Here is a 22960-nt window from a genome sequence, read left to right on the forward strand (position 1 = left end):
CACAGGATCACCACAATGTTCAAGTCTGTAGTGATCCTGTGGGAGCTGGCTTGCCGGCGATAGGGCCCATACAGGCACAAGACAACGGCGATGAAATCCTGCGCAGGGAGCATTGCTCCCTTCAGTGGCCATTCTCGCGGCTGTTCTCCAGCGTCTCCAGCAAAGCAATCTGCATGCGCGTGTGCACGCGGATGAACCAGCGCCACAGCAAGGCCACTACCACCGCGGCCACCACGGCAATCACCAGCAGCAACTCACTGGTTGGCAGAATGCTCGCCGACAAAGCCGACAGCAGCAGGAAAATCACCAGCAGCGACAACAGCGGAATCACCTCGGCGATCACTCGGCGCACGCGCTGGGTATGCCGCCCCGCCATTTCCGGTTTCACGCCCATCTCTGCCAGCAGCATCGACAGCGCCTTGAGCTTGCGATAGGCAGCGATCAGGAAAGGCAGCGACAGCAACAACGCCGCCCCCCAGATCACGGCTTTCTGCTGGCTGACATCGCTGACCCACTCACTGAACCAGTTGCCGATACGCCCGGCGAAGTAGCTACCACTGAAGAAGATGGCGACCACCAGCGCCAGGTTCACCCCCACCTGCAACAGGATGCGCCGGATCATCGCCGCCAGCATCGCGCCCTCGCCCTGTGGCTGAATGCTGCGCAACCATTCGCCATACAACGACAGCACCCGCGCCAGGCGGCTAGGCACTACTTTGGCCAACTTCAGCGACAGCGGGTCGGCCGCACGGATCAGGTACGGCGTCAGCAGCGTGGTAATTGCCGATACCGCGACAGCCACTGGGTAGAGGAAGTCGCTGGTCACCTGCAAGGTCATGCCCAGCGCGGCGATGATGAAGGAAAATTCGCCGATCTGCGAAAGCCCCATGCCCACTCGCAGCGACGTGCGCCCGTCATTCCCGGCAATGAACGCCCCCATGCCGCAGGACAGCATCTTGCCCAGCACCACCGCCAGGGTGATGACCACGATCGGCCAGGCGTAATCGATGAGCACCTGAGGGTCGATCATCAGGCCGATGGCAACGAAGAAGATGGCACTGAACAGGTCGCGTACCGGCTCGATCAGCCGCTCGATCTTCAGCAACTGGCGCGATTCGGCCATGATTGCGCCAATCAGGAAGGCGCCAAGCACCATGCTGTATTCCAGCTTCACCACCAACAGACAGAAGCCGAAGCACAGGCCCAGCACGGTAATCAGCAACATCTCGTTGCTTTCGAACTTGGCCACATAGGCCAGCAGCCGCGGTACCAGCAGGATGCCTATGACCAGCGCGACGATCATGAACAGCGACAGCTTGCCGACCGTGGAGAACACCTCGCCCGAGCTGACCGTGCCGCTGACGGCGATGCCCGACAACAGGGCGATGATGCCGATGCCCAGGATATCCTCGACGATCAGCACGCCGAATATCAGCTGGGCGAAGCGCTCGTTCTTCATCTTCAGGTCGTTGAGCGCCTTGACGATGATGGTGGTCGAGGAAATGGCCAGGATGGCACCGAGGAACAGCGAATCCATGGTGTTCCAGCCGAACCAGCGGCCGATCTCGAAGCCGATCCAGATCATCAGCACGATTTCCAGGAACGCGGCGATGAACGCCGTGGCGCCCACCTTGAACAGCTTGCGCAGGCTGAACTCGAGCCCCAGGCAGAACATCAGGAAGATCACCCCCAGCTCGGCGAGGGTCTTGATGGTGTCTTCGTCGTGGATCAGGCCGAACGGCGGGGTGTGCGGGCCGATGAGGAAACCGGCGACGATGTAGCCCAGCACCACGGGCTGCTTGAAACGGTGAAAGAGGATGGTGACCACGCCAGCAACCAGCATGATGACTGCCAGGTCCTGGATGAAGCTGATGGCATGCATGGCGTGATACTCCTTTCTCGTCTTTTTATGGATGCCTGGGCAGACCGCTCCTCCGCCAAGGCCAACCTGAGCGAGCAGCAAGTACATACTGTATTGAATGCAGGAAAGCCCATGTTACATGGGCGTGCTCAGGGTAACATCGCACTCCGCTGCAAAAAGCCAGTGCAATATGTAGAAACAGATCGGCTGGAAAAGCGCCGTCGATGGCATGATCAGCGTGACGATGCAGCGCCAGCCAACGTCCCGTACCAGCAAGGCAAATTCTAGAGGGGAAAAGAAGTGTCTACAGATAACGATCCCCAGCAGCCCCATTCGCCCGATTCAGCGCAACCTCACCGTGAGCACACTATGGAACCTGGAAACGCCCAGCTGAGCATGACCGTCCTGATGACCCCGGACATGGCCAACTTTTCTGGCAACGTACATGGCGGCACCCTGCTGAAGTACCTCGACGAAGTGGCCTATGCGTGCGCCAGCCGCTATGCCGGCAGCTATGTGGTGACCCTGTCGGTCGACCAGGTGATCTTCCGCGAGCCTGTGCATGTGGGTGAACTGGTGACCTTCCTGGCATCGGTCAACTACACCGGCAACACCTCGATGGAGGTGGGCATCAAGGTGGTGACCGAGAACATCCGCGAGCGCTCGGTACGCCATTCCAACAGCTGCTTCTTCACCATGGTCGCGGTCGACGACAACCGCCGCCCGGTGCCGGTACCACCGCGCCAGCCGCAGAGCAGCGAGGAAAAGCGTCGCTTCCTGCAAGGCCAGCAACGCCGCCAGATCCGCCAGGAGCTGGAAAAACGCTACCAGGACCTGAAAACCGACACCATTTAAAGCGCCAGCTGCTGCGCCTCGAAGCGTACCCGCGGGTGGGCGATGCGGTCCTGGGCCCGCACCAGCTGCAGTTCGTAGCTGGCGCAGGCCTGGGTTTCCAGCAGCACTTCATGCACCGCTGCGGCGGTGAACTCGAACGCCTGCAGCCAGCTGTCGCCGAGCAGCACACGGGCCAGGAACAAACCAGAGGTCAGGTCACCCACCCCCACCGGCTGCCGCGGGAATGCCAGCAGCGGGCGGCGCAGGTGCCAGCTGTGCTCGGCGGTCACCAACAGCATCTCGAACTGATCCTCGGCCCGCCCGGGATAGGCCAGGTGCTTCACCAGCACCACTTGCGGCCCGCGCTGCAGCAGGCTGCGCGCCATGTTCACGCAATCCTCCAGCGACTGCGCACGGCGCCCACAGAAGCTGTCCAGTTCGAGTTGGTTGGGGCATAGGATGTCCGCCCGGGTGGCCGCCTCGTCGAGCAGGAATTCGCTGACTTCCGGTGGCACGATGCAGCCCTTTTCCGGGTGCCCCATGACCGGGTCGCACAGGTACAGAGCCTTTGGGTTCACTGCCTTGATCCGCTCGACGCCGGCCAGGATCGCCCGCCCTTGCTCGGCGCTGCCCAGGTAGCCGGAAAGCACCGCGTCGCAGTGGCCCAGCTCGCCAATGTTGGAAATGCCTTCCACCAATGCAGGAATTTGCGCCGGGGCAAGCACTTCACCCGCCCACTGGCCATACTGAGTGTGATTGGAGAATTGCACGGTATTGAGCGGCCAGACGTTGACCCCGATACGTTGCATGGGAAACACCGCGGCGCTGTTGCCGGCATGGCCGAACACCACATGGGACTGGATGGCGAGCAGGTGCGGAGTACGTTTCATGCGGGAAGTTTCCAAAGCTGTTTCAGGGATTGTGCGCAGCGCAGTATGAACTCGATTGCCACCTGTACGACAGGCCAGGGACGCAGTTAAGCTGGAACGACCTGTTTGGAGCATATGCAAATGTTGACCCTGGAGAACCTCTTCGTCCTGATGCTGGTAGCCACGGCAGGCGCCTGGTTGTGGCACAACCACGGGTTGCGCGAGAAAGCCCTGGAACGGGTCAAACAGCATTGCGCCAAGCTCGATCTCGAGCTGCTCGACGATGCCGTGGCGCTCAAGCGCATCGCCTTCGTCCGTGATGCCAATGGCCGCAAGCGCCTGGCACGCATCTACGCCTTCGAGTTCACCGTCACCGGCGAGCAACGCCACCCCGGTACCGTGACCCAATTCGGCGCCCACAGCATGCAGATCGAACTGGCGCCCTACCCGTTCGAAATCAACACCCCGCCGCGCGCCGACAATGTCATCGAGATGCAGCAGTGGCGCCAGGAGCACAACCGCTGGCGCAATTGATCAGCTGAGGCGACACCCGTTCAACCCAGCTTCCAGTTCGGTACGCGACTGCGGCTGCTCGAAAATCAGCTCGATGCGGGTATCCCTGCGCCAATCGCTGGGCTGCCACTGGGGCAGCTCGCCGTTCAGCCCGTTGAATGATTGCCAGCCCTCCACGCTGTGGATAACGCCTTTGGCGCGCCGCCATGGCCAGGCTCGCAAGAACGCCTGCAGGCGCTGTGGATAAAACTGTTGGCCGGGATGCCAGCGCCAGCCGATGCTCCAACCTCCCTGTCCTTGCTGGGCAAGACAGATCGGCTGGCCAGGGTCTGGCCATAGCGTTGCCGGGCTACGCCCAGGATTGTCGATAATCCTGTTATCCACAAACGAGCTATCCACAATGTCTGTAGATGACGTCGGGAGATCTGACAAAGACAGCTGCCCTTGGACTTTCCAGAAAATTTTCTTTCCAATAAATTTTTTAGTTATCAACAACCTAGATAATTCATCCACAGCTTCGGATTTGTTGAAAACAACGCTCGCAGAAGTATCGAAAGCCTGCTGCTGAGCTTCTGGAAGTGGCTCGTTCCGAAGCATGGATTGCGCATCCACAACCATCAGCAACGGCTGTATTGTCAGCACTCCAGCCCAAGGGGCTTGCTGCAGCTGGGCCAGCAGCTGTAGCGGGTGCCCCAGCCCGGAAGGCTCGATGAACAGCCGGTCAGGCCGCGATTTGCGCAGCAGCCGGCCTAGGCCCACCTGGAACGGCATGCCGTTGACGCAGCACAGGCAACCGCCTGCGACCTCGCCGATGGCGATGCCATCTTCGTCCCGGCTGAGCAAGGCCGCATCCAGGCCTACCAGGCCGAACTCATTGATCAATACTGCCCAACGTTCATTGGCCGGGCGCTGCGCTAGCAGATGACGGATCAGGGTAGTCTTGCCGGCCCCCAGCGGGCCGGCAATCACATGGGTGGGTATGTTCTGCAGCATGGGGGAGCTTCAAGCGGTGGTGATGCCTCACTATGCGCTGTCAGGCCAACCAGTCAAGGCTGAGCAGTAGCCGCCCCTGCTGAGCAGCGGGTGAGCGGTGCACCAGGCCAGCACCTTCGTTACCCTGCCACTTCTCACCCTTGAGCACGGCTACCTCGCCGGCTTGCAGGCGCTGGATGTTATCCACAGAGGGCTGAACTGTGTGTAACTCCCCCCGCGGGCTCGCCTGCTCTTGCAGCCATTCGCTACCCGGCCCCGCATAGGTGGTGAGCAGGCGTAACGGCACGTTATCCACATGGAAGCGCGGGCACATGGGGCCGGCCAGTACCCGCAGGCGCAAACCGACCCGCCGTGCGCCAACCAGGCAGGTGTAGGCCGCCACCAGCCAGGCCACATCGGCAACGAAGGCTTCGTATCCGTGCAGGTCCGCCGCTTCGCGCAGCAGATCGGTCAATACCGGTATCTGCTGCTCGTCCACGTCGATTACGCGCTGATCAGCCAAGGGTTGCCCAAGGCTGACCACCAGTTCGGCAAAGTCTTCCAACTGTGCCGGCAAGCGCCGGCGCCATACGGCCAGGTTCACCCCGTCCTGCAGGACCTCGGTCAGCACCTGCGGGGTTTCACCGAACACCTGGAAAATATCCACAGGCTGCTGCGCCAAGTTCATGCTGCCGCCTCCTCGTACCATGGGCCGAACGGATCGGGCAGACGCAACCAGCCCATGTGCCCCAAGGCCATTTCTTCATCCGTCAACAGGCAGGCATCAAGCGCTGTGGATAATCTGGTGAAGTCGATATTCTGCCCGATGAACACCAACTCCTGGCGGCAGTCACCACTCTCGGCAGTCCAGTGCTTCAAGATCGCCGCGGTGTTATCCACATCCTGCGGCCACTGCTCGCGCGGCACGAAACGCCACCAACGCCCCGCCAGGCCGTGGCGCATCATGCCGCCTGCCTGTGACCAGCTCCCGGCTTCCCGGTATTTGCTGGCCAACCAGAAGAAGCCCTTCGAGCGCAGCAGCCGGCCATTGCTCCAAGGGGTGTGGATAAAGTCGTAAAAGCGCTGTGGATGAAGCGGCCGCCGGGCCTGCCAGGTCGTGGCCGCGATGCCGTATTCTTCGGTCTCCGGCACGTGCTCGCCGCGCAGCTCCTGTAGCCAGCCAGGTGCCTGCGCGGCCTGGTCGAAGTCGAACAGACCGGTGTCGAGGATACGCGCCAGCGGCACCTGGCCCATGACCATGGGCAGGATCTGCGCCCGGGCATTGAGGCTGCGTAGAATGGCGATGAGCTCTTCGCGCTCATGCTGGCTGATCAGGTCGATCTTGCTCAGCAACAGCACATCGGCGAATTCCACCTGCTCGATCAGCAGGTCACTGATCGACCGCCCGTCTTCTTCGCCCAGGGTCTCGCCACGGCTGGCCAAGGTGTCTGCTGCCTGGTAATCGCGCAGGAAGTTCAGCCCATCGACCACGGTGACCATGGTGTCCAGGCGCGCCATGTCGGACAGGCTGCGGCCCTGTTCGTCGCGGAAGGTGAAGGTCTCGGCGACCGGCAGTGGCTCCGAGATACCCGTGGACTCGATGAGCAGGTAATCGAAACGCCCTTCTTCAGCCAGCCGCGCCACTTCTTCGAGCAGGTCTTCACGCAGAGTGCAGCAGATGCAACCGTTGCTCATCTCGACCAGTTTTTCTTCAGCGCGATTGAGGCTGACGTTACGCTGCACCTCACTGGCGTCGATGTTGATTTCACTCATGTCATTGACGATGACCGCGACCCGCAGGTTGTCGCGGTTACGCAGCACATGGTTGAGCAAAGTGCTCTTGCCGGCGCCAAGGAAGCCGGACAGCACGGTGACGGGGAGACGGTTGGACATGGCGAAACCTCTTCAGGCGGACGCATTCGAAACGATGCATTGCATAATGTTATAAAGTAACAATCCAATTTCGCCAAGCCGTTCTCGACGAACAAGTGCTCACCGGGGATGAAAAATGAGTCTGCCACGCGTTTTGGGGTTGCTGCTGTTGGCCATGCCCACCTCGCTGTTCGCCATGCCACAGGGCAGCGCGTTAGCGCTTTGTACGCGCAGCGCGACGCTGCTCGCCTGCCAGGACAGCAAGGGCAGTTACTACAGCGTGCGCACCGAAGGCAGCACGTTCTACCTGCGCGGCTATGACACCACCAGCCGGCGCCTTTGGGCACAAACCAACAGCCGCTATGGAACGTTGACGTTTTTTACTGGCGTGGCCAGCGATGGTGAGGCCTGGGTGGGTTACAGCCGTCGCATCGGCTGGACTACCTTTAACCGTGTATCCAGTTCCAGTGGCCAGCGCTTCAGCCTGCATTGCAGCTTGGTCGGCGGTTGCCGCTGAGCGCCTTTTTGTTTGAAATGCCGAAATGTTCCACGTGGAACTATCGGTTTGCATGCCTTGCTTCTGGGATATCAGCTGCGCGGTTTGACCGTGCCACAGTCATTGCCCAACCAAACGGCTCGGGTGTTCATGCTGCCTTGCTGCTGTACACCCGATGCGTTGAACGTGCCACTTACCTGGGTGGTGAATTCCTTGTCACTGAGGAACGTGGCCTGGCCACTGCCCTGCGCCTTGGGGCAACTGAACTGGAACTTCCACACATTGCCAGTGCGCTCGGTAATCCTCTGGGTGCAACCTGACGCCGGGTCTTGCAACGGGATGTCGTTGGTTGCCACTTGCTCCGGCGTCAAGCACGAGCGCACCCCCTGGCCCCCGATGGTCACCCCTTGCTTGGCCAGCACCCCTTCCATCATCGCGCGCTGCTCCGGCGGCAGGTTCTTCAGTTGGCCGAGCATGAACTGCATATCGGGTAACGGCTTGCCATCGACCTGCATGTTGCTGGTGGTCAGCTCCCACAAACCTGGCTGCAGCATCTGAGCATGCACCAGCGGGCTGCTCACACCCAAGGCCAACGCCAACAGTGGCAGACGAATTTTCATGGACTAACGCTCCTGGAAAAACCGGTCAACCGGACCGGGCTGAGCCTTAGACGCCAAATCCACCTTCGGGTTGCAAGGCGGACCGGGAACGTGTTCTGTTAGCTCAAGTGTACTCGGCAAGCAGGATGCATATGGATTACCACAGCCCCTACTTCTTCGGTTTCCTACTCGGCCTGGTTCACGTGCTGGGTATCGTCGCCGCACTGCACGCACTGTTCACCGTGCGGACTGCCCAAGGCGCTATCGCCTGGGCCATGCCCTTGTTCTTCATCCCCTACCTCACCTTGATCCCGTACCTGATCTTCGGCGCCCGTTCGTTCTATGCCTATATCAAGGCCCGGCGCCAGGCCAACCAGGAAATGCACGTGGCCATGGCCGACCTCAACTGGCGGCCTTGGGTAGAAGAAGCCCTCACAGCCCGTGAGTCAGAAAGCTATGCAGCCTTGCGCGCCATGCCCAAGCTGGGGCGCATGCCCTGCCTGGCCAACAACCAGGTGAAGTTGCTGATCGATGGCAAGGCGACATTCGATGCCATCTTCGCCGCCATCGAAAAAGCCCGGAACGTGGTGCTGGTGCAGTTTTTCATCATCCATGACGACAACCTCGGCAAGGCGCTACAGCAACTGTTGCTGCGCAAGGCCGCCGAAGGGGTGCAGGTTTTCGTGCTCTATGACCGCGTTGGCAGCCATACCTTGCCCGCGAACTACAGCCAGGTGCTGCGCGATGGAGGTGTACAGATTCATGCCTTCGCGACCCGTCGCGGCTGGTTCAACCGCTTCCAGGTGAACTTCCGCAACCACCGCAAGATCGTGGTGGTGGATGGCCTGCTCGGGTTCATCGGCGGGCACAACGTGGGTGATGAATACCTGGGGGGTCACCCGCAGCTCTCACCTTGGCGCGATACCCATGTGCAGATCAGCGGGCCAGTACTGGCCTGCCTGCAGGAGTCGTTCGCCGAGGACTGGTACTGGGCCACGCGCCAGCTACCGCCGCTGATCCTTCCGGATGCCTACCCGGATAACGGCGTGCTGTGCCAGGCCTTGGCCAGCGGCCCGGCCGACCCGCAGGAAACCTGCTCACTGTTCTTCCTCGAAGCGATTCATTCGGCCACCCGACGGGTGTGGATCACCAGCCCTTACTTCATCCCTGACGAGGCGATGTTCGCCGCCTTGCGTCTGGCGGTGCTGCGTGGGGTGGATGTGCGCGTGCTGATCCCGTCACGCCCTGACCACCGCATCGTCTATGCCGCCTCCAGCCTGTTCGCCTTCGAAGCGGTGCGTGCCGGTGTGCGCATGTTCCGCTACCAGCCGGGCTTCCTGCACCAGAAAGTGGTGCTGGTGGATGACGATGTCAGCGCGATCGGCAGTGCCAACCTGGACAACCGCTCGTTCCGCCTGAACTTCGAAATCACCCTGCTGACGGTCGACCGCAGCTTCGCCGACCAGGTCGAGAACATGCTGATCAATGACTTTGAACAGGCGCGGGAGATTACTGCCGAGGACAGCCGCGATACCCACCGGCTGCAACAACTGGCGATGCGGATTGCACGGCTGATTTCGCCAATTCTCTAAGCACTCATTTTTGCGCAGGCCCTTGTAGGAGCGGGTTTACCCGCGAATGCGTTAGTGAACCCACAATCGCATTCGCGGGTAAACCCGCTCCTACAAGATGTGCATACCCTTGCGGGCTTCAGCGATACAGGTCTTCCCGCGTCCAGGGCAGGTCATGGTGCCCATCGGCGTATGGCTTCACTGCCAGTATCTGGTGCAGGTTGATCCAGCCTTTCTGGAAGGCATAAGCACACCCAGCCAGATACAGGCGCCAGATGCGCAAGGTCTTCTCGGGCACCAGCGCCGCGGCCTTGTGCAACTGGTTCTCCAGGTTCTCGCTCCAGTGGTGCAGGGTCTTGGCATAGTGCAAGCGCAGGCTTTCCACATCCACCACCTCCAGCCCCGCTTCACAGATGCTGGCGCTGATCATCGACAGGTGCGGCAGTTCACCGTGAGGGAACACGTAGCGGTCGATGAAATCACCGGCGCCCCGCCCTACCGGTCGGCCATCCACGTGCTTGGCGGTGATGCCGTGGTTCATCACCAGGCCACCTGCACGCACCGCCCCGAACAGCTTCTGGCAGTACAGCGGCAAGTTGGCGTGCCCCACATGCTCGAACATGCCGACACTGACCACCTTGTCGAAACGGCCATCCTGAGGCAGGTCGCGGTAGTCGAGAATCTGCAAGTCGACCTTTTCAGCCAAGCCCTCTTCTTTCACCCCCTGCCGACCGAGCTTGAGTTGCTCCTTGCTCAGGGTAATGCCGAACACTTTGGCGCCATACTCGCGTGCGGCGAAGCGCGACAGGCCACCCCAGCCGCAACCGACATCGAGCAGATAGTCACCCGCCTGCAGGCGTAGCTTGCGGCACAGGTGATCGAACTTGTCCTGCTGGGCCTGGGCCAGGGTGTTGTCGGGTTCGCGGAAGTAACCGCAGGAGTACGCCATGTCGGCGTCCAGCCATAGCTGGTAGAACTCGTTGGACAGGTCGTAGTGGTAGGAAATGGCGTTGGCGTCCGTGTCCTTGTCATGGGCAGTACGCAGAGGTGCGCTGTCGTCTTCGTCTGTCAGCAGAGCCTCACTGAGTTCATCGCACACGCGAATGACCTCGCCGATATCGCCCTCCAGCTCCAGCTTGCCCTCGACGAACGCCTCGCCCAATTCATTCAGGCTCGGGTGCGTCAGCTGGCTGATCATCTGGGGTTCCTTGATCAGGATCGTGACCTGCGGGCTCGGACCCAGATCGAACTGGTTGCCGTCCCACAGCTTAAGACGCAAAGGCAAGTGCAGGCTTTGCAACGCAGGTGGAAGTTGCGCAAGCATTGATGACCCTCCCTCTCATTGGATGGCGTCCCGCCATACATTTCGGACGCCCCCGGATCAGGGTAGTTCATTGGCGCAGGTTTTCCGCTAAACACGACCATGGTCTAGAACGAACAGGCCTGAAAAGCACGCAAATTGTATACAATTCATGGTTCACAGACTAACCTTGTGCCCCTCTCGCGCTTCTTCATCCTGGAGTTGAACCCATGAAATCCTATGACGTGGTGATCATCGGCGGTGGCCCCGGCGGCTACAACGCAGCCATCCGAGCCGGCCAACTGGGCCTGAGCGTAGCCTGCGTGGAAGGCCGCTCGACCTTGGGCGGCACCTGCCTGAACGTCGGCTGCATGCCGTCCAAGGCGCTGCTGCATGCTTCCGAGTTGTACGAGGCGGCCAGCGGTGACGAGTTCGCCCACCTCGGCATTGAAGTGAAGCCCACCCTCAACCTCGCCCAGATGATGAAACAGAAGGACGAGAGCGTGACCGGCCTGACCAAGGGCATCGAGTACCTGTTCCGCAAGAACAAGGTCGACTGGATCAAGGGTTGGGGCCGCCTGGATGGCGTCGGCAAGGTCGTGGTCAAGGCCGAGGACGGCAGCGAAACCGCGCTGCAGGCCAAGGACATCGTCATTGCCACCGGCTCCGAGCCCACGCCCCTGCCGGGCGTGACCATCGACCACCAGCGCATCATCGACTCGACCGGCGCGCTGTCCCTGCCGCAGGTGCCCAAGCACCTGGTCGTCATCGGTGCCGGGGTGATCGGCCTCGAGCTGGGTTCGGTATGGCGTCGCCTGGGCAGCCAGGTCACGGTCATCGAATACCTCGACCGTATCTGCCCAGGCACCGACAGCGAAACCGCCAAGACCCTGCAGAAAGCATTGGCCAAGCAAGGCATGGTGTTCAAGCTGGGCAGCAAAGTGACCCAGGCTAGCGCCAGCGCCGATGGCGTCAGCCTGAGCCTGGAGCCGGCCGCCGGCGGTACCGCAGAAACGCTGCAGGCCGACTACGTACTGGTGGCCATCGGCCGCCGCCCCTATACCCAAGGGCTGAACCTGGAAAGCGTGGGCCTGGTAACCGACAAGCGCGGCATGCTCGGCAACGAGCACCACCGCACGTCCGTGCCGGGTATCTGGGTAATCGGCGACGTCACCTCCGGCCCGATGCTGGCGCACAAGGCCGAAGACGAAGCAGTGGCCTGCATCGAACGCATCGCCGGCAAGCCCCACGAGGTCAACTACAACCTCATCCCCGGCGTGATCTACACCCGCCCGGAGCTGGCCAGCGTGGGCAAGACCGAAGAGCAGCTCAAGGCCGAAGGGCGTGCCTACAAAGTCGGCAAGTTCCCCTTCACCGCCAACAGCCGCGCCAAGATCAACCACGAGACCGAAGGCTTCGCCAAGGTCCTCGCCGATGCCGAAACCGATGAAGTACTGGGTGTGCACCTGGTAGGCCCAAGCGTCAGCGAGATGATTGGTGAGTTCTGCGTGGCCATGGAGTTCTCGGCATCGGCGGAAGATATCGCCCTCACCTGCCACCCCCACCCGACCCGCTCCGAGGCCTTGCGCCAGGCAGCGATGAACGTGGATGGGATGGCGATGCAGATCTGATTCGAGACAGCGGGGGCTGCTTTGCAGCTCCCGCTGATTTAGAGAATTAAAACTGTCGCAACCAGCAACGACGTGGCTTTGCGCAGCTCGACAGCGACCTCGGCCAGCCATCCAATAACTCCTTTACCTACTGGGCCCTACAAACCACATCTAAGAACGCAGTCGGATCCCGATGCGCCTGTCGACGAGTACACTGGGAGAAATGAGTTTGGTCCTACCGGGGTCCTCTGGAGTATTCGCTCACGGAGATGCTGGAAACTCACTTACACACGCCCGTAGAGAAAGGCATGGAAACGACCGTTTGACTGACCTGCCAGTTTTGAGTGATCTCGGCATGCCTGACCATCTCCCGCCCCTGGTCGTAGGTCATGGTCTTGCGCGCTGCCAGTGGTACCCGGTTCAGCGCCGTACTGAAACCTTCAACGGCCGAGGTAGCGGTAGCGTCATTCATCTAGATCAGCATCAGGTATCCGGTGCTGCGTTCCACCAGCGTACCGACGGCCGAGGAGTTGCCTTTGCCCTTGACATTGGTGTTATGCCGCAGCTCGCGGCTGATGGTCGAGGGGCTTCGGCCAAGCATCCGGGCGATTGCTCTCTGGCTCAGGCCCTGGAGCTGACCGATCTGAATCGTGACACGATCTTCAATACTGAGTTCGTGATAAGACATTCGCACACCGTACCGGATTGGTGAAGAACTGCAGTGCTCGCTGTAGTCAATCCGCTATTTCTTGGATGTCTTGTTACTGGGTAGGTGGAGATAAGACATCACGCTTTCGGTTAGTTCTGTCGCCAACTTCACTGCTTCCTTATTTCGTGCCATGACGCCAGCTACCAAGCCTTCGATCAGTGTTAGCACGGCAACGTTGGAACTGGTCAGCACCGGGTGATCGCCTGGCGCGAACAAGACATGGTGTGCAATAGCTGTCAGGGGGGAAGCTGGCGAGTCGGTAATCGCCAGCACTGTGGCATTGCGCTCACGGGCAAAACGCGACAACTGGAGAGTATCTTGGGAGTAACGTGGCATAGCAATCGCCAACAGCACATCTTGCTTAGTAATCGCAGCCAGGCGATAGGCGGCATTCTCGTTGCCGCCTTCCATGCTGATGGCACAGGTGTCTTTGCAAAACGGCACTAATGTCGAGGCCGCAAGGCCGGCGAGGTAGACACTGTTGCCAAAACCTAGCACATAAACTTTGCGCGCCGAGGTTAGCCTGCTAATGAAGGCTTCTAACGTGTCGGCCTGGTTGTTGCTGCCCGCCACAGCCAAGTTACTGCTGGCGCTCTGGATTTGCTCATGTAGGCCAAAGTCGCCGCTGGGGCGCTGGGCTAGCTCGTTACGTAGCTTGTCCACGGGCGAGACCATCTGTTGCAAGGTCGCTACAAGCTCAGCCTTCATGCCCGTATAGCCGCCCAGATCCACGGCCTTGGCCAGTCGGTTGACCGCTGCTGGTGAAGTCACCGTAGCCTGGGCCAGCTCTTCGATGGTGAGGGTGGCGGCCTTCAGCGGATGACGCAGGATGTAATCAGCGACCTTGCGCAACGAAGGCGGCAGGTCGGGCAGGCTCTCTGACAGCTTGCGCATAACCGGTGAGGCATAGACAGTGGTTTGCTTCAAATGGTTGGGCATCCTGCACTAGGCTCCCTGAAAGATTGGCAGCAGTGTATCTCAAGGACCCCTCGGCCGCAGCCAGGGGCCCTTGGTTGTTTACTTCAGGCTACCAGCAAGAAATTGCTGCAAGCGCTCCGACTGCGGCCGGGCCAGCACCTCCCGCGGGTTGCCACGTTCCAGCGCCAGCCCCTGGTGCAGGAACATGACCTGGTTGGAAACCTCCCGGGCAAAGCCCATTTCATGGGTCACCACCACCATAGTGCGGCCCTCCTGTGCGAGCGCCTGCATCACTTTCAATACCTCGCCCACCAGCTCGGGGTCGAGCGCCGAGGTTGGCTCGTCGAACAGCATCACTTCCGGCTCCATGGCCAGCGCCCGGGCAATGGCCACGCGTTGCTGCTCGCCGCCGGACATGTGCGCCGGATAGGCGTTACGGCGATGGCTGACACCGACTTTGTGCAGATAGTGCTCGGCTTTTTCACGGGCTTCCTTGCGGGCCATACCCAGTACATGCACCGGGGCTTCCATCACGTTGTCCATGGCGCTCATGTGCGACCAAAGGTTGAAATGCTGGAAGACCATGCTCAGACGTGAGCGCAGGCGTTGCAGCTGGCCTGGGTCTGCGGCGCGCAGCCCGCCGCGTGGGCAGGGGCGCAACTTCAAGTTTTCGCCATTGACCATGATCTGCCCGGCATTGGGTTGCTCAAGCAGGTTGATGCAACGCAGGAAAGTGCTTTTGCCTGAGCCGCTGGAGCCGATGATGCTGATCACATCACCTGCCTTGGCCTGCAGCGAAACGCCTTTGAGTACCTGATGGGTGCCGTAGCTTTTGTGCAGGTCGTGAATTTCCAATTTGTTCATCAAAGCATACTCGTTGGTGTCAGTCGCTGAACAAGCGGCCGTGGCGAATAGGCAGGCTGCCGGCGACTTTCGCCAGCCACAGGCCTGGTTGGGCGAAACGCAGGCGTTCGCGGGCATACAGAACACCGTCGGTACTGGCTCTGACGACGCTGTGTCGGTCACTGAGCGGGTCGATGACTTCGAACAGCGGGTCGCCGGTTCTGACCTGCGCCCCCAGGGGTTGCAGGTAGCTCACCACCCCCGGGTGTTCGGCATAGGCATACTGGGCGCCGGCAAACGGTGTGGCCTGACAGCAGCGTGTCGGTGCCGGCGCCCACGGGCCGCTGACAAGGCCCTGATCAGCCAGATAGGCAAGAATGTGTTCAGCATCAGCCTGGCACCGTTCGCGTTCGGTATCAGCCATGCCGCGTAGCTCGACGGTGGTGGCAATACAGGCCAGCGGGATGTTCGCCTGGGTAAAACGTTCGGCCAGCCTCACCCACGGCAGCGCACAGGCTTCGTCGAATGCGTTGCCGCCGGCGTCCTCGGCAAGCAGCGCCGCTTGAGCGCCCAGGCGTGCCGCCAGCGAGCGCAAGCGAGGCCAGTTTTGTGGCAGCGCATAAAGCAGCATCACAGACTCGAAATCACAGTGCAGGTCGAGCACCACGTCAGCGTCACAGGCGTGCTGCAGAAGCAGCTGCCGAAGGCCATCGAGCTCCGATTGTGCAACTGGCAGTTCGCCGAGAATGTCGCGCATGGCACAGCGAATGGTGGCGACGTTGTCTTCACCATTCTCGCCCAGCTGACCTTCCAGGCGCTCAACCAGTGCTTCGGTCAATGCCGGGAAGTCGCGGTTGAAGTTCTTCCCGCTGTTGAACTCGAACCGGCCCTGATGGGTAGCCTGGAACATCTGGCCGATGCCAATCGGATTGGCCAGCGGCACCAGTTCTATTACCCCCGTCAGCCGGCCTTGCGCCTCCAGTTCGGCCAGGCGGGCCTTCAATGCCACTGCCACGCGCATGCCTGGCAACTCGTCAGCGTGCAGCGCGGCCTGGATATAGGCTTTGCGCGGGCCGTTGCCGAAGCGAAACACGCTCAGCGTCCGTTGCGTACCGCAGGCGCTCCAGGGCAGGGTATGGTCAATTTGCTGCATGGAAGCTCCTCAGTGCTTGCGTGGGGCGAGGTAGGCCAGCCAGTGGCGCTCGGCCACTTTGAACAGGCGCACTAGCAGGAAGGTAAGGGCCAGGTAGATCAGCCCTGCGGTAATGAATGCTTCAAATGGCAGGTAGTAACGGGCGTTGAAGGTTTTCGCTGCGCCGGTGATGTCCACCAGGGTGACGATCGACGCCAGGCTGGTAGTCTGGAGCATCATCAGCACTTCGTTGCTGTATTGCGGCAGCGACCGGCGCAGGGCAGACGGCAGCAGGATGCGCCGGTACAGGGCCAGCCGGGACATACCCATGGCGCGTGCCGCTTCGACTTCGCCCCGTGGGGTGGCACGCAAGCTGCCGGCAAGCAACTCGGCACTGTAAGCGCTGGTGTTGATAGCAAACGCCAGGCATGTGCAGAACGTTGCGCTGGAAAGATACGGCCAGAGCAGGCTCTGGCGCACCGGTTCGAACTGGGCCAGGCCGTAATACACCAGAAACAGCTGCACCAGCATCGGTGTGCCGCGGATGACATAGGTGAAGAGCCAGGCCGGGTAGCGCAACAGACAAGTGCGTGATACACGCATCAATGCCAAGGGGATCGCCAGGGCCAAGCCGCAGGCCAGTGAAATCAGCAGCACTTTCAGGGTCAGCGCAATGCCATTGAAATACAGCGGCAGGCTCTGCCAGATCAGTTGGTAGTCAAGCATCATGAAAACCTCCCCTCACAGTTCGGCGGCTTTGATGCCGAACGAATAACGTTTTTCCACAGCGCGCAGCAGCAACAGCGACAGGCTGGTCAGCAGCAGGTAGAGGCCTGCCACGGTGAGGAAGAACGTGAACGGTTCATGGGTGGCATCGGCCGCGTTCTTGGCCTTGAACATCATGTCCTGCAGGCCGATCACGGAAATCAGCGCGGTGGACTTGGTCAGTACCAGCCAGTTGTTGGTGAAGCCCGGCAGCGCCAAGCGCACCAGTTGCGGCACGCTGATGCGCCAGAACACCTGCAGGCTGCCCATGCCGTATGCGACACCTGCTTCGGCCTGGCCTTTGGGTATGGCGAGAAAAGCCCCGCGAAAGGTCTCCGAAAGATAGGCGCCGAAGATGAAACCCATGGTGCCGACCCCGGCAATGAACGGGTTGATGTCGATGTACTGCTCGTAGCCCAGCGCCAGGGCCAAGCGGTTGACCAGATCCTGGCCGCCGTAGAACACCAGCAGGATCAGTACCAGGTCCGGGATACCGCGCACTATCGTGGTGTAGATCTCGCCCAGGGCGGCCAGCCAGCGCAGCGGTGACAGCCGGCAAGCAGCGCCGATCAGGCCGAGGCTAATGGCCATTGCCATCGCCATCAAGGCCAGGCTGATGCTTAACCACGCGCCCTCGAGAATGCTCGAACCGTAGCCGTGAAGCATGATGAAGGTCCTCGTCAGCCGGGGTTTATTGGCCGTAGATATCGAACGGGAAATACTTGGCCTGTACCTGCTGGTAGGTGCCGTTGACGCGGATTGCTGCAATGGCGGCATTCAGGCGCGCGAGGTTGGCGGTGTCGCCCTTGCGCACGGCAATCCCCGCGCCGCGGCCGAAGTATCGAGGGTCGTTGATGTCCGGGCCGACCAGCGCAAAGCCTTGGCCGGCGGGGGTCTTGATGAAGCTCTCTTCGGTATTGACGATGTCGGCAAGGGTGGCGTCCAACCGCCCCGCTACCAGGTCGAGAAAGGCTTCGCTCTGTGCGGCGTAGCGCACCACCTCGACCCCCGCACCTTCGAGTTGCTCGGTAGCGAAGCGGTCGTAGGTAGAGGCACGCTGGACGCCAAGCTTCTTGCCTTTGAGGTCCTGTGCCGGGTCGAGGATCTGGCTGCCGGCCTTCATCGTGAACTTACCAGGGGTGTGGTAGTACTTGTCGGTGAAGTCGACCGATTTGAGACGATCTTCAGTGATCGACATTGAAGACAGCACCGCGTCGATCTTGCGCACTTTCAACGACGGAATCATGCCGTCGAATTCCTGGACTACCCACTGACACCGGACCTGCATCTGCGCGCACAAGGCGTTGCCGATGTCGTAGTCAAAGCCGGCAATTTCGCCTTCGGGGGTGCGGTAGGAAAAGGGCGGATAAGCCGCTTCGATGCCAATGCGCAAGCTGCCTTCGTCAGCCTGGGCCAACGCGCTGCAGGCACAGAGTGTCAATGCGCCTAGAAATCCGGTCTTGTTCATATTCTTGACTCCGGTGGATAGGGCGGTACCTGCCTGTGCCCGTGCGGGGTACGGCGAGGCACGAAGAAAATGACACGTTTAATTTCACAAATCAAATAAATTGGAAATAAACGTATCAATAGTGGTGACTAACGGCTGTCCGAAGCGGCCAAACAAGGTCACTGCGGTCCAGCTATCGAAGCCGACTCGGTCGGTGGGATAGAGGAATAAGTGAGGTTCAACAGGTACTTGACCACTGGCGAAGAGCGGTTGCAGTGAGTTGAAGCCTTCCCCGGTGCTGTCCTAGGTAGCTGCAGAGGTAGGATTGCCCGTTCGCAGGCGATCACCTCCACCTGTTCGGCTTAGCCTAGCTACCGAGGCAGCCCGGGGTTGAAGATCTACGTTGAAAGGTGGGGTTCAAAATCAACAGATTTCGGAAAAACGCTTGGGTTATCGAGTTTCAGTCCTCTAAGGCAATCGGACCGATATCGTCAAACACGTCGCCTGGGCCGGGGTTGTCCGGGTGGGTGCGGCCACCAAAGTGGTTCATGATACCCCACACCGCGTTCAGCGAGGTCTGCACCGCGCCTTCGACCCAGGCCGGCGTCCACGACACGTCGTCACCGGCAATGAACATGCCACGCTGTTCGGCAGGCATGTCCTGCTGCATGAAGTGTGCGTACATGCGCTGGTTGTAGCGGTAGTGGCCCGGCAATGCGCCCTTGAAGGCACCGAGGAAGTGCGGGTCGGCTTCCCAGGAAACGGTGATCGGGTCGCCGATGATGTGCCCGGCGATGTCGGTCTTTGGGTAGATTTTCTTCAGTGCATCCAGCGCTAGCTGCACGCGTTTTTCCACCGGGTGCGGCAGCATTTTCAGCGCGTCGCTCATCCACGAGTACGACAGGCAGATCACCCCCGGCTTGTCGTCACCGTTGTCGAACAGGTAGGTGCCGCGGGTGAGGCGGTCGGTGAGGGTCATGCTCATCAGGTCGCGGCCGGTTTCCGGGTCCTTGTCCTTCCAGAACGGCCGGTCGACCATGACGAAGGTTTTCGACGACTGCATGTAGCGGGTACGGTCCAGGGCCATCCACATTTTTTGCGAGAACAGCGATTCCTCGCAGTCGATCTGGGTGGTCAGCAGCCAGGTCTGGCAGGTGGCGAGCACGGCACTGTAGTGACGGGTGTCGCCCCAGTTGTCGGTAACCGCCAGGCGGCCATCGGCGGCGCGCGCGATGCGCTTGACCCCAGTACGCGGCGCGCCGCCATGCAGCGCGCTCAGGCTGGTGCCCTCCGGCCAGTGGGCGCAGCGCGCCGGTACATGGCGCCAGATGCCTTGCGGCACCTGTTCCACACCGCCGACGACCAGGTGCTGGTGATCGTCGCAATTGGTCATCACCACGCGGAAGATTTCCAGCATCGAGTTGGGGAAGTCCGAGTCCCAGCCGCCGGTGCCGAAGCCAACCTGGCCGAACACTTCACGGTGCTGGAAGCTCAGTTTGGCGAACGAGCGCGAGGTGGCGACGAAATCGTAGAAGGTGCGGTCGTCCCACAGCGGTACCAGCTTGTTCCACAGTTCTTTTAGCCGGGGTACGTCACGGTCGCGGATGGCCTGCTGGATGTCGGCGAACTGGGCACCGCTTTCCAGCGCGTCGGCCCAGGCGTCAGCCACTTCGTGGAACAGCTGGGGCAGGTCGGTGGGCTTTTCGGCGTAGTAGGTCTGGCCTTCCAGGTCGATCACCGTGCTACCCGAGGCCGGGGTCAGCGGGTTAGGGAAGGGTTTGGTCTCCAGGCCCAGTTTGTCCACATAGTGGTAGAAGGCAGTGGACGATACCGGAAAGCGCATGCCACCCAGTTCGGCGATGACCCCGTCGGTGCCGTTGAAGGGCTGCGAACGCAGCCGGCCACCCAGCTTGGAGGCCTCGTACACCACTGGCTTGAGGCCCAGCTTCATCAGCTCGTAGGCTGCCACCAGGCCGGCGATACCGGCACCGACGATCGCCACTTCCTCACCATGGCGCTCAGCCGGGATGCTGCCCAGGCCTGCGGGGTGTTCCAGCCAGTCGTCGAAGGCGAAGGGGAAGTCTGGGCCGAAGATGGTGATGGGCTTTTTGCCCTCAGCGGGGTGGCGGTTTTTTTTATTCATAGGAGACCTCGATGGGGGTGAGAGAAGCTACAGATCGGGGTAATAGCAGGGCCATTCTCAGTTAGCCCGCAGGTGGGCATTTTCGTGTTGGAGGCCAGGGTCCCGCCTGGCCAACTACTCATGCATCCAACAGTGAGTGGTTACCATCCCATGAGGGCAACCGTGTCTTACTGGCTATCAACGCGAGGCGCTGTCCGGGACGGACCAGGCCGGGCACTTGCCGGATGACGAGTAAGCCATCGCAATCACTATGTACGGCCGTGCGCTCGCCAAAGCAGTCGCTGTCGAGGTGGACCACCTCTGCAATGACCTCGCCTTCACTGACCGCATCGCCAGGTCTTTTTTTGTAGGTTACGAGACCGGCCACCGGACAAGGGATCTGGGACGCTGTTGCAAGCTCATAGTTTTGAGTGATTGCGGTGTGCGCATCACGCCTAGCCATATCGCTCCCGTCGACGATGTTTTCTTGGATCATGAACTCGAGCAAGCCAGTTGCATCCACTTTCGCCCAATAGTCGTTAACATCCGCTTTGCCCCGCAGTTCTATTGTCGCCGAGAATCCTCGCTGTTCTGAAACAATTGCGCCATTCAGTTCGAGTTGCCTCCATGCGTTGGAATATATGTTATCGAACGCACGGCCGCTGGCTCCATCAGGCTCCAGTAGCACGACCGGGACACTCAGTGCACCGGAAAGACGAACAGCCTGGTCCGCTTGAGTATGCGATGCGTAAATATGCGGAATACATTCGATGTCGCAATGAAGATCTAGCACGATATCGTGCTGAATGGCCAACCTCGCCAAGTGCCTTTTCATCGCGCCCGTGGGTGTCGAGGGACTCAGCGAGTCAAGGTGGCTGACAAAGCATGATTTCCAGTCCGAAACTGAATGCTTGACTCCGGCGCCTAACTGTTGAGTGATCAATGCGTCAAAGCAGGGAAAGTTCCGATTGAAATTTTCGCCATTGCTGAAGTCGAATCGACCAAGGACATTGTCAAAAATGCGTTGTGACATACCGATGGGGTTAGCGAAAGGAACGATAGTGATCTGACCCTGAATTTTATTCCGTTCATCCAGCTCCTTTAGCATCTCTATAAGGTGCTGTAGTACTAGTAAACCTGGATGCTCATCAGCATGCAGGCCTGCTTGGACATAGATGCTCCTGCTGCCCGCTGTACCAAATTGCAGAACCATCAACTCATGGACGACGCCTGGGTACAGACCAGGAAGTGGAATTCGTGTTTTGGTGATTGCCACTTCATAAACTCCAAGACCGAAATTTAATAATGGCTAAGTCGATAGCCAAATCTTTTCGACGCACTAAACTTTAATGACGTCGCACGCAATAACGCTCATGACGCGATTCGACCGAATACGTCGATGGAGATTAGGCTATCCACTCCCTGTAGTGCGTCGACCGGCAGGCCGGTTGAGGCAGGGCCGGGTGCGCTGAAATATGCGTTGCGTACAGTCATATTTTCGTGCAGGTCGGAAGGCGTACTATCGCCTACATAGTGAGTAGTGACCTTGCACACCTGATCGAAACTCAAGCCGTGGGCGAGCAGGACGTTATTTAAAACTATCATTGCCTTGCGAGTCTGCTCTGGAAGCGTCAATCCGCTCTTTTCGAACCGTACGTTGGCCCAGAAAAATTCGCCTTTCTGGCGCAGCGTCAACACCGAATTACCTACTCGGTGCGAGGTAGATACCGATCTAGCCTGTGCCGATGAACGCCTGACGAAAGTCAGCTCACCAATGACTGCTGTTGATTCGGGCAGTTGGGTGAGCGCTACTGCGCCCAGATCGCTGACAAAGCCATGTGTAGAAAACGCGGCGAGCAGACAGGGAGGCGCATCCTGATGGCTAAACCAGTGGTCAGACAGGAATTCGTTGGTGGTGAGGTCGAAGTCCTCGAGGACTTCGTTTAGTATCCTGACACAATCTTCGCCCCTTTGATAACCTGCTGCAGCGGATAGCTTGACCCAGACAAGTTGGTCAAAATCCATGACCTCAATTTTCAGCCCGTTTTTTTCGACCACTGCGCTCCTTGAAAAAGTTTCTGCCTCTGCTGCGTATATGTCTATCTCGATCAGCATTCCGCTGTAGTAGAAATACGGAACGGGAACGGGCACGATAATACACTTCTCCCCGAACGCCTGCTTCAGCAAAAACATCATTTCCTGAAAAAGGTCAGGAAACTTTTCCACATAGTAGACCACCAACTTAGCGGCCATGGGTGACCGCATTTCCGAGCTATCGAGGATCTTCCTGATCGACTGCACGACATGGTGCGTCTGCGCGATTAAATCGTCCTCATGCGCGACTTGCCCGTTCGCATCGAGCGGGCATTGACCACAGGACCAAGCGACCCCCCCCTCTTGAACCAGCAAGGAGTATGGATGATCAATCTTCATCTTCCACAAGGAACCGAACGGAAGGTGGTGTTTCTTATTATTGATGGCCATCTAAAGGCTCCGAAATTTAAAAAATATTAACTATAGACCGCGC

General features: G+C 59.9%; 22 protein-coding genes and 1 pseudogene. 6 read left to right on the plus strand and 17 right to left on the minus strand.

Going from position 1 to position 22960, the window contains the following annotated elements:
• Positions 1 to 121: 121 nt before the first annotated feature.
• Complete coding sequence (locus TZ03_RS06295; protein ID WP_051096486.1) at positions 122 to 1882, minus strand: cation:proton antiporter; 1761 nt, start codon at positions 1880 to 1882, stop codon at positions 122 to 124.
• Here TZ03_RS06295 and TZ03_RS28420 point away from each other — a divergent pair.
• Together TZ03_RS28420 and TZ03_RS06305 are read left to right on the plus strand one after the other, a co-directional pair.
• Positions 1877 to 2149 carry a hypothetical protein gene (locus TZ03_RS28420; protein ID WP_082056552.1) on the plus strand — a complete coding sequence of 91 codons (273 nt, stop codon included), beginning with the start codon at positions 1877 to 1879 and terminating at the stop codon, positions 2147 to 2149. The genes TZ03_RS06295 and TZ03_RS28420 overlap by 6 nt on opposite strands.
• An 81-nt stretch (positions 2150 to 2230) precedes the next feature.
• Complete coding sequence (locus TZ03_RS06305; RefSeq protein WP_051096488.1) at positions 2231 to 2716, plus strand: acyl-CoA thioesterase; 486 nt, start codon at positions 2231 to 2233, stop codon at positions 2714 to 2716.
• Here the strand turns inward: TZ03_RS06305 and pdxY are convergent.
• Entirely contained in the window at positions 2713 to 3585 is an 873-nt protein-coding gene (gene pdxY, locus TZ03_RS06310; RefSeq protein WP_051096489.1) for a pyridoxal kinase PdxY, read from the minus strand. The two genes, TZ03_RS06305 and pdxY, sit on opposite strands and share 4 nt — an antisense overlap.
• Positions 3586 to 3705: 120 nt before the next feature.
• On the opposite strand from pdxY, the gene TZ03_RS06315 reads away from it, so the two are divergent.
• A complete protein-coding gene (locus TZ03_RS06315; protein WP_051096555.1) occupies positions 3706 to 4098 on the plus strand; it encodes a DUF3301 domain-containing protein in 393 nt (130 codons plus the stop codon).
• Here the strand turns inward: TZ03_RS06315 and TZ03_RS06320 are convergent, their stop codons facing one another.
• From TZ03_RS06320 to zigA, 3 genes are read right to left on the minus strand one after another with little or no spacing between them, the layout of a single operon-like run.
• Positions 4099 to 5070 carry a CobW family GTP-binding protein gene (locus tag TZ03_RS06320; RefSeq protein ID WP_051096490.1) on the minus strand — a complete coding sequence of 324 codons (972 nt, stop codon included), beginning with the start codon at positions 5068 to 5070 and terminating at the stop codon, positions 4099 to 4101.
• A 40-nt stretch (positions 5071 to 5110) separates the two neighbouring features.
• A complete protein-coding gene (locus TZ03_RS06325) occupies positions 5111 to 5737 on the minus strand; it encodes a DUF1826 domain-containing protein (RefSeq protein WP_051096491.1) in 627 nt (208 codons plus the stop codon).
• Complete coding sequence (zigA, locus tag TZ03_RS06330; RefSeq protein WP_051096492.1) at positions 5734 to 6942, minus strand: zinc metallochaperone GTPase ZigA; 1209 nt, start codon at positions 6940 to 6942, stop codon at positions 5734 to 5736. Before zigA ends, TZ03_RS06325 begins: the two co-directional genes overlap by 4 nt.
• A 115-nt stretch (positions 6943 to 7057) precedes the next feature.
• Between zigA and TZ03_RS06335 the strand changes: the two genes are divergently transcribed.
• Positions 7058 to 7438, plus strand: coding sequence for a hypothetical protein (locus tag TZ03_RS06335; RefSeq protein WP_051096493.1), 381 nt, complete (start codon positions 7058 to 7060; stop codon positions 7436 to 7438).
• Positions 7439 to 7509: 71 nt separating this feature from the next.
• Here TZ03_RS06335 and TZ03_RS06340 read toward each other — a convergent pair whose 3' ends face one another.
• Positions 7510 to 8037, minus strand: coding sequence for a DUF3617 domain-containing protein (locus tag TZ03_RS06340; RefSeq protein WP_051096494.1), 528 nt, complete (start codon positions 8035 to 8037; stop codon positions 7510 to 7512).
• A gap of 131 nt (positions 8038 to 8168) precedes the next feature.
• On the opposite strand from TZ03_RS06340, the gene cls reads away from it, so the two are divergent.
• Positions 8169 to 9608, plus strand: coding sequence for a cardiolipin synthase (gene cls, locus TZ03_RS06345; protein ID WP_051096495.1), 1440 nt, complete (start codon positions 8169 to 8171; stop codon positions 9606 to 9608).
• Positions 9609 to 9726: 118 nt separating this feature from the next.
• Here cls and cfaB read toward each other — a convergent pair whose 3' ends face one another.
• Entirely contained in the window at positions 9727 to 10911 is a 1185-nt protein-coding gene (cfaB, locus tag TZ03_RS06350; protein ID WP_051096496.1) for a C17 cyclopropane fatty acid synthase CfaB, read from the minus strand.
• Positions 10912 to 11117: 206 nt separating this feature from the next.
• On the opposite strand from cfaB, the gene lpdA reads away from it, so the two are divergent.
• The gene (lpdA, locus tag TZ03_RS06355; RefSeq protein ID WP_051096497.1) at positions 11118 to 12518 is read left to right on the plus strand and encodes a dihydrolipoyl dehydrogenase; all 1401 of its coding nucleotides are present in this window, start codon (positions 11118 to 11120) and stop codon (positions 12516 to 12518) included.
• A 304-nt stretch (positions 12519 to 12822) separates the two neighbouring features.
• Here the strand turns inward: lpdA and TZ03_RS28425 are convergent.
• From TZ03_RS28425 to TZ03_RS06405, 10 genes and pseudogenes are all read right to left on the minus strand, one after another.
• Positions 12823 to 13185 (minus strand): annotated as a pseudogene (locus TZ03_RS28425) (transposase); the annotation flags it as partial.
• A gap of 54 nt (positions 13186 to 13239) precedes the next feature.
• Complete coding sequence (locus TZ03_RS06365; RefSeq protein ID WP_051096499.1) at positions 13240 to 14145, minus strand: MurR/RpiR family transcriptional regulator; 906 nt, start codon at positions 14143 to 14145, stop codon at positions 13240 to 13242.
• A 78-nt stretch (positions 14146 to 14223) separates the two neighbouring features.
• On the minus strand, positions 14224 to 14988 hold the full coding sequence (locus tag TZ03_RS06370; protein WP_051096500.1) for an ABC transporter ATP-binding protein: 765 nt from the start codon (positions 14986 to 14988) through the stop codon (positions 14224 to 14226).
• A gap of 19 nt (positions 14989 to 15007) precedes the next feature.
• Positions 15008 to 16120 (minus strand): succinylglutamate desuccinylase/aspartoacylase family protein, encoded by a 1113-nt coding sequence (locus TZ03_RS06375; protein WP_051096501.1) that lies wholly within the window; start codon positions 16118 to 16120, stop codon positions 15008 to 15010.
• A 9-nt stretch (positions 16121 to 16129) separates the two neighbouring features.
• Positions 16130 to 16828 (minus strand): ABC transporter permease, encoded by a 699-nt coding sequence (locus TZ03_RS06380; protein WP_051096502.1) that lies wholly within the window; start codon positions 16826 to 16828, stop codon positions 16130 to 16132.
• 12 nt (positions 16829 to 16840) lie between these two features.
• Positions 16841 to 17530 carry an ABC transporter permease gene (locus TZ03_RS06385; RefSeq protein WP_051096503.1) on the minus strand — a complete coding sequence of 230 codons (690 nt, stop codon included), beginning with the start codon at positions 17528 to 17530 and terminating at the stop codon, positions 16841 to 16843.
• 25 nt (positions 17531 to 17555) lie between these two features.
• Positions 17556 to 18332: an ABC transporter substrate-binding protein gene (locus TZ03_RS06390; RefSeq protein ID WP_051096504.1), complete on the minus strand. Its 777-nt coding sequence runs from the start codon at positions 18330 to 18332 to the stop codon at positions 17556 to 17558.
• Positions 18333 to 18771: 439 nt separating this feature from the next.
• Positions 18772 to 20454, minus strand: coding sequence for a flavin monoamine oxidase family protein (locus TZ03_RS06395; RefSeq protein ID WP_051096505.1), 1683 nt, complete (start codon positions 20452 to 20454; stop codon positions 18772 to 18774).
• A gap of 118 nt (positions 20455 to 20572) precedes the next feature.
• On the minus strand, positions 20573 to 21709 hold the full coding sequence (locus tag TZ03_RS06400; protein WP_051096506.1) for a succinylglutamate desuccinylase/aspartoacylase family protein: 1137 nt from the start codon (positions 21707 to 21709) through the stop codon (positions 20573 to 20575).
• Between the two features lie 95 nt (positions 21710 to 21804).
• On the minus strand, positions 21805 to 22917 hold the full coding sequence (locus TZ03_RS06405; protein WP_051096507.1) for a Rid family hydrolase: 1113 nt from the start codon (positions 22915 to 22917) through the stop codon (positions 21805 to 21807).
• Positions 22918 to 22960: the final 43 nt, after the last annotated feature.

Source organism: Pseudomonas sp. 10-1B, assembly GCF_000935045.1.
Lineage (GTDB): Bacteria > Pseudomonadota > Gammaproteobacteria > Pseudomonadales > Pseudomonadaceae > Aquipseudomonas.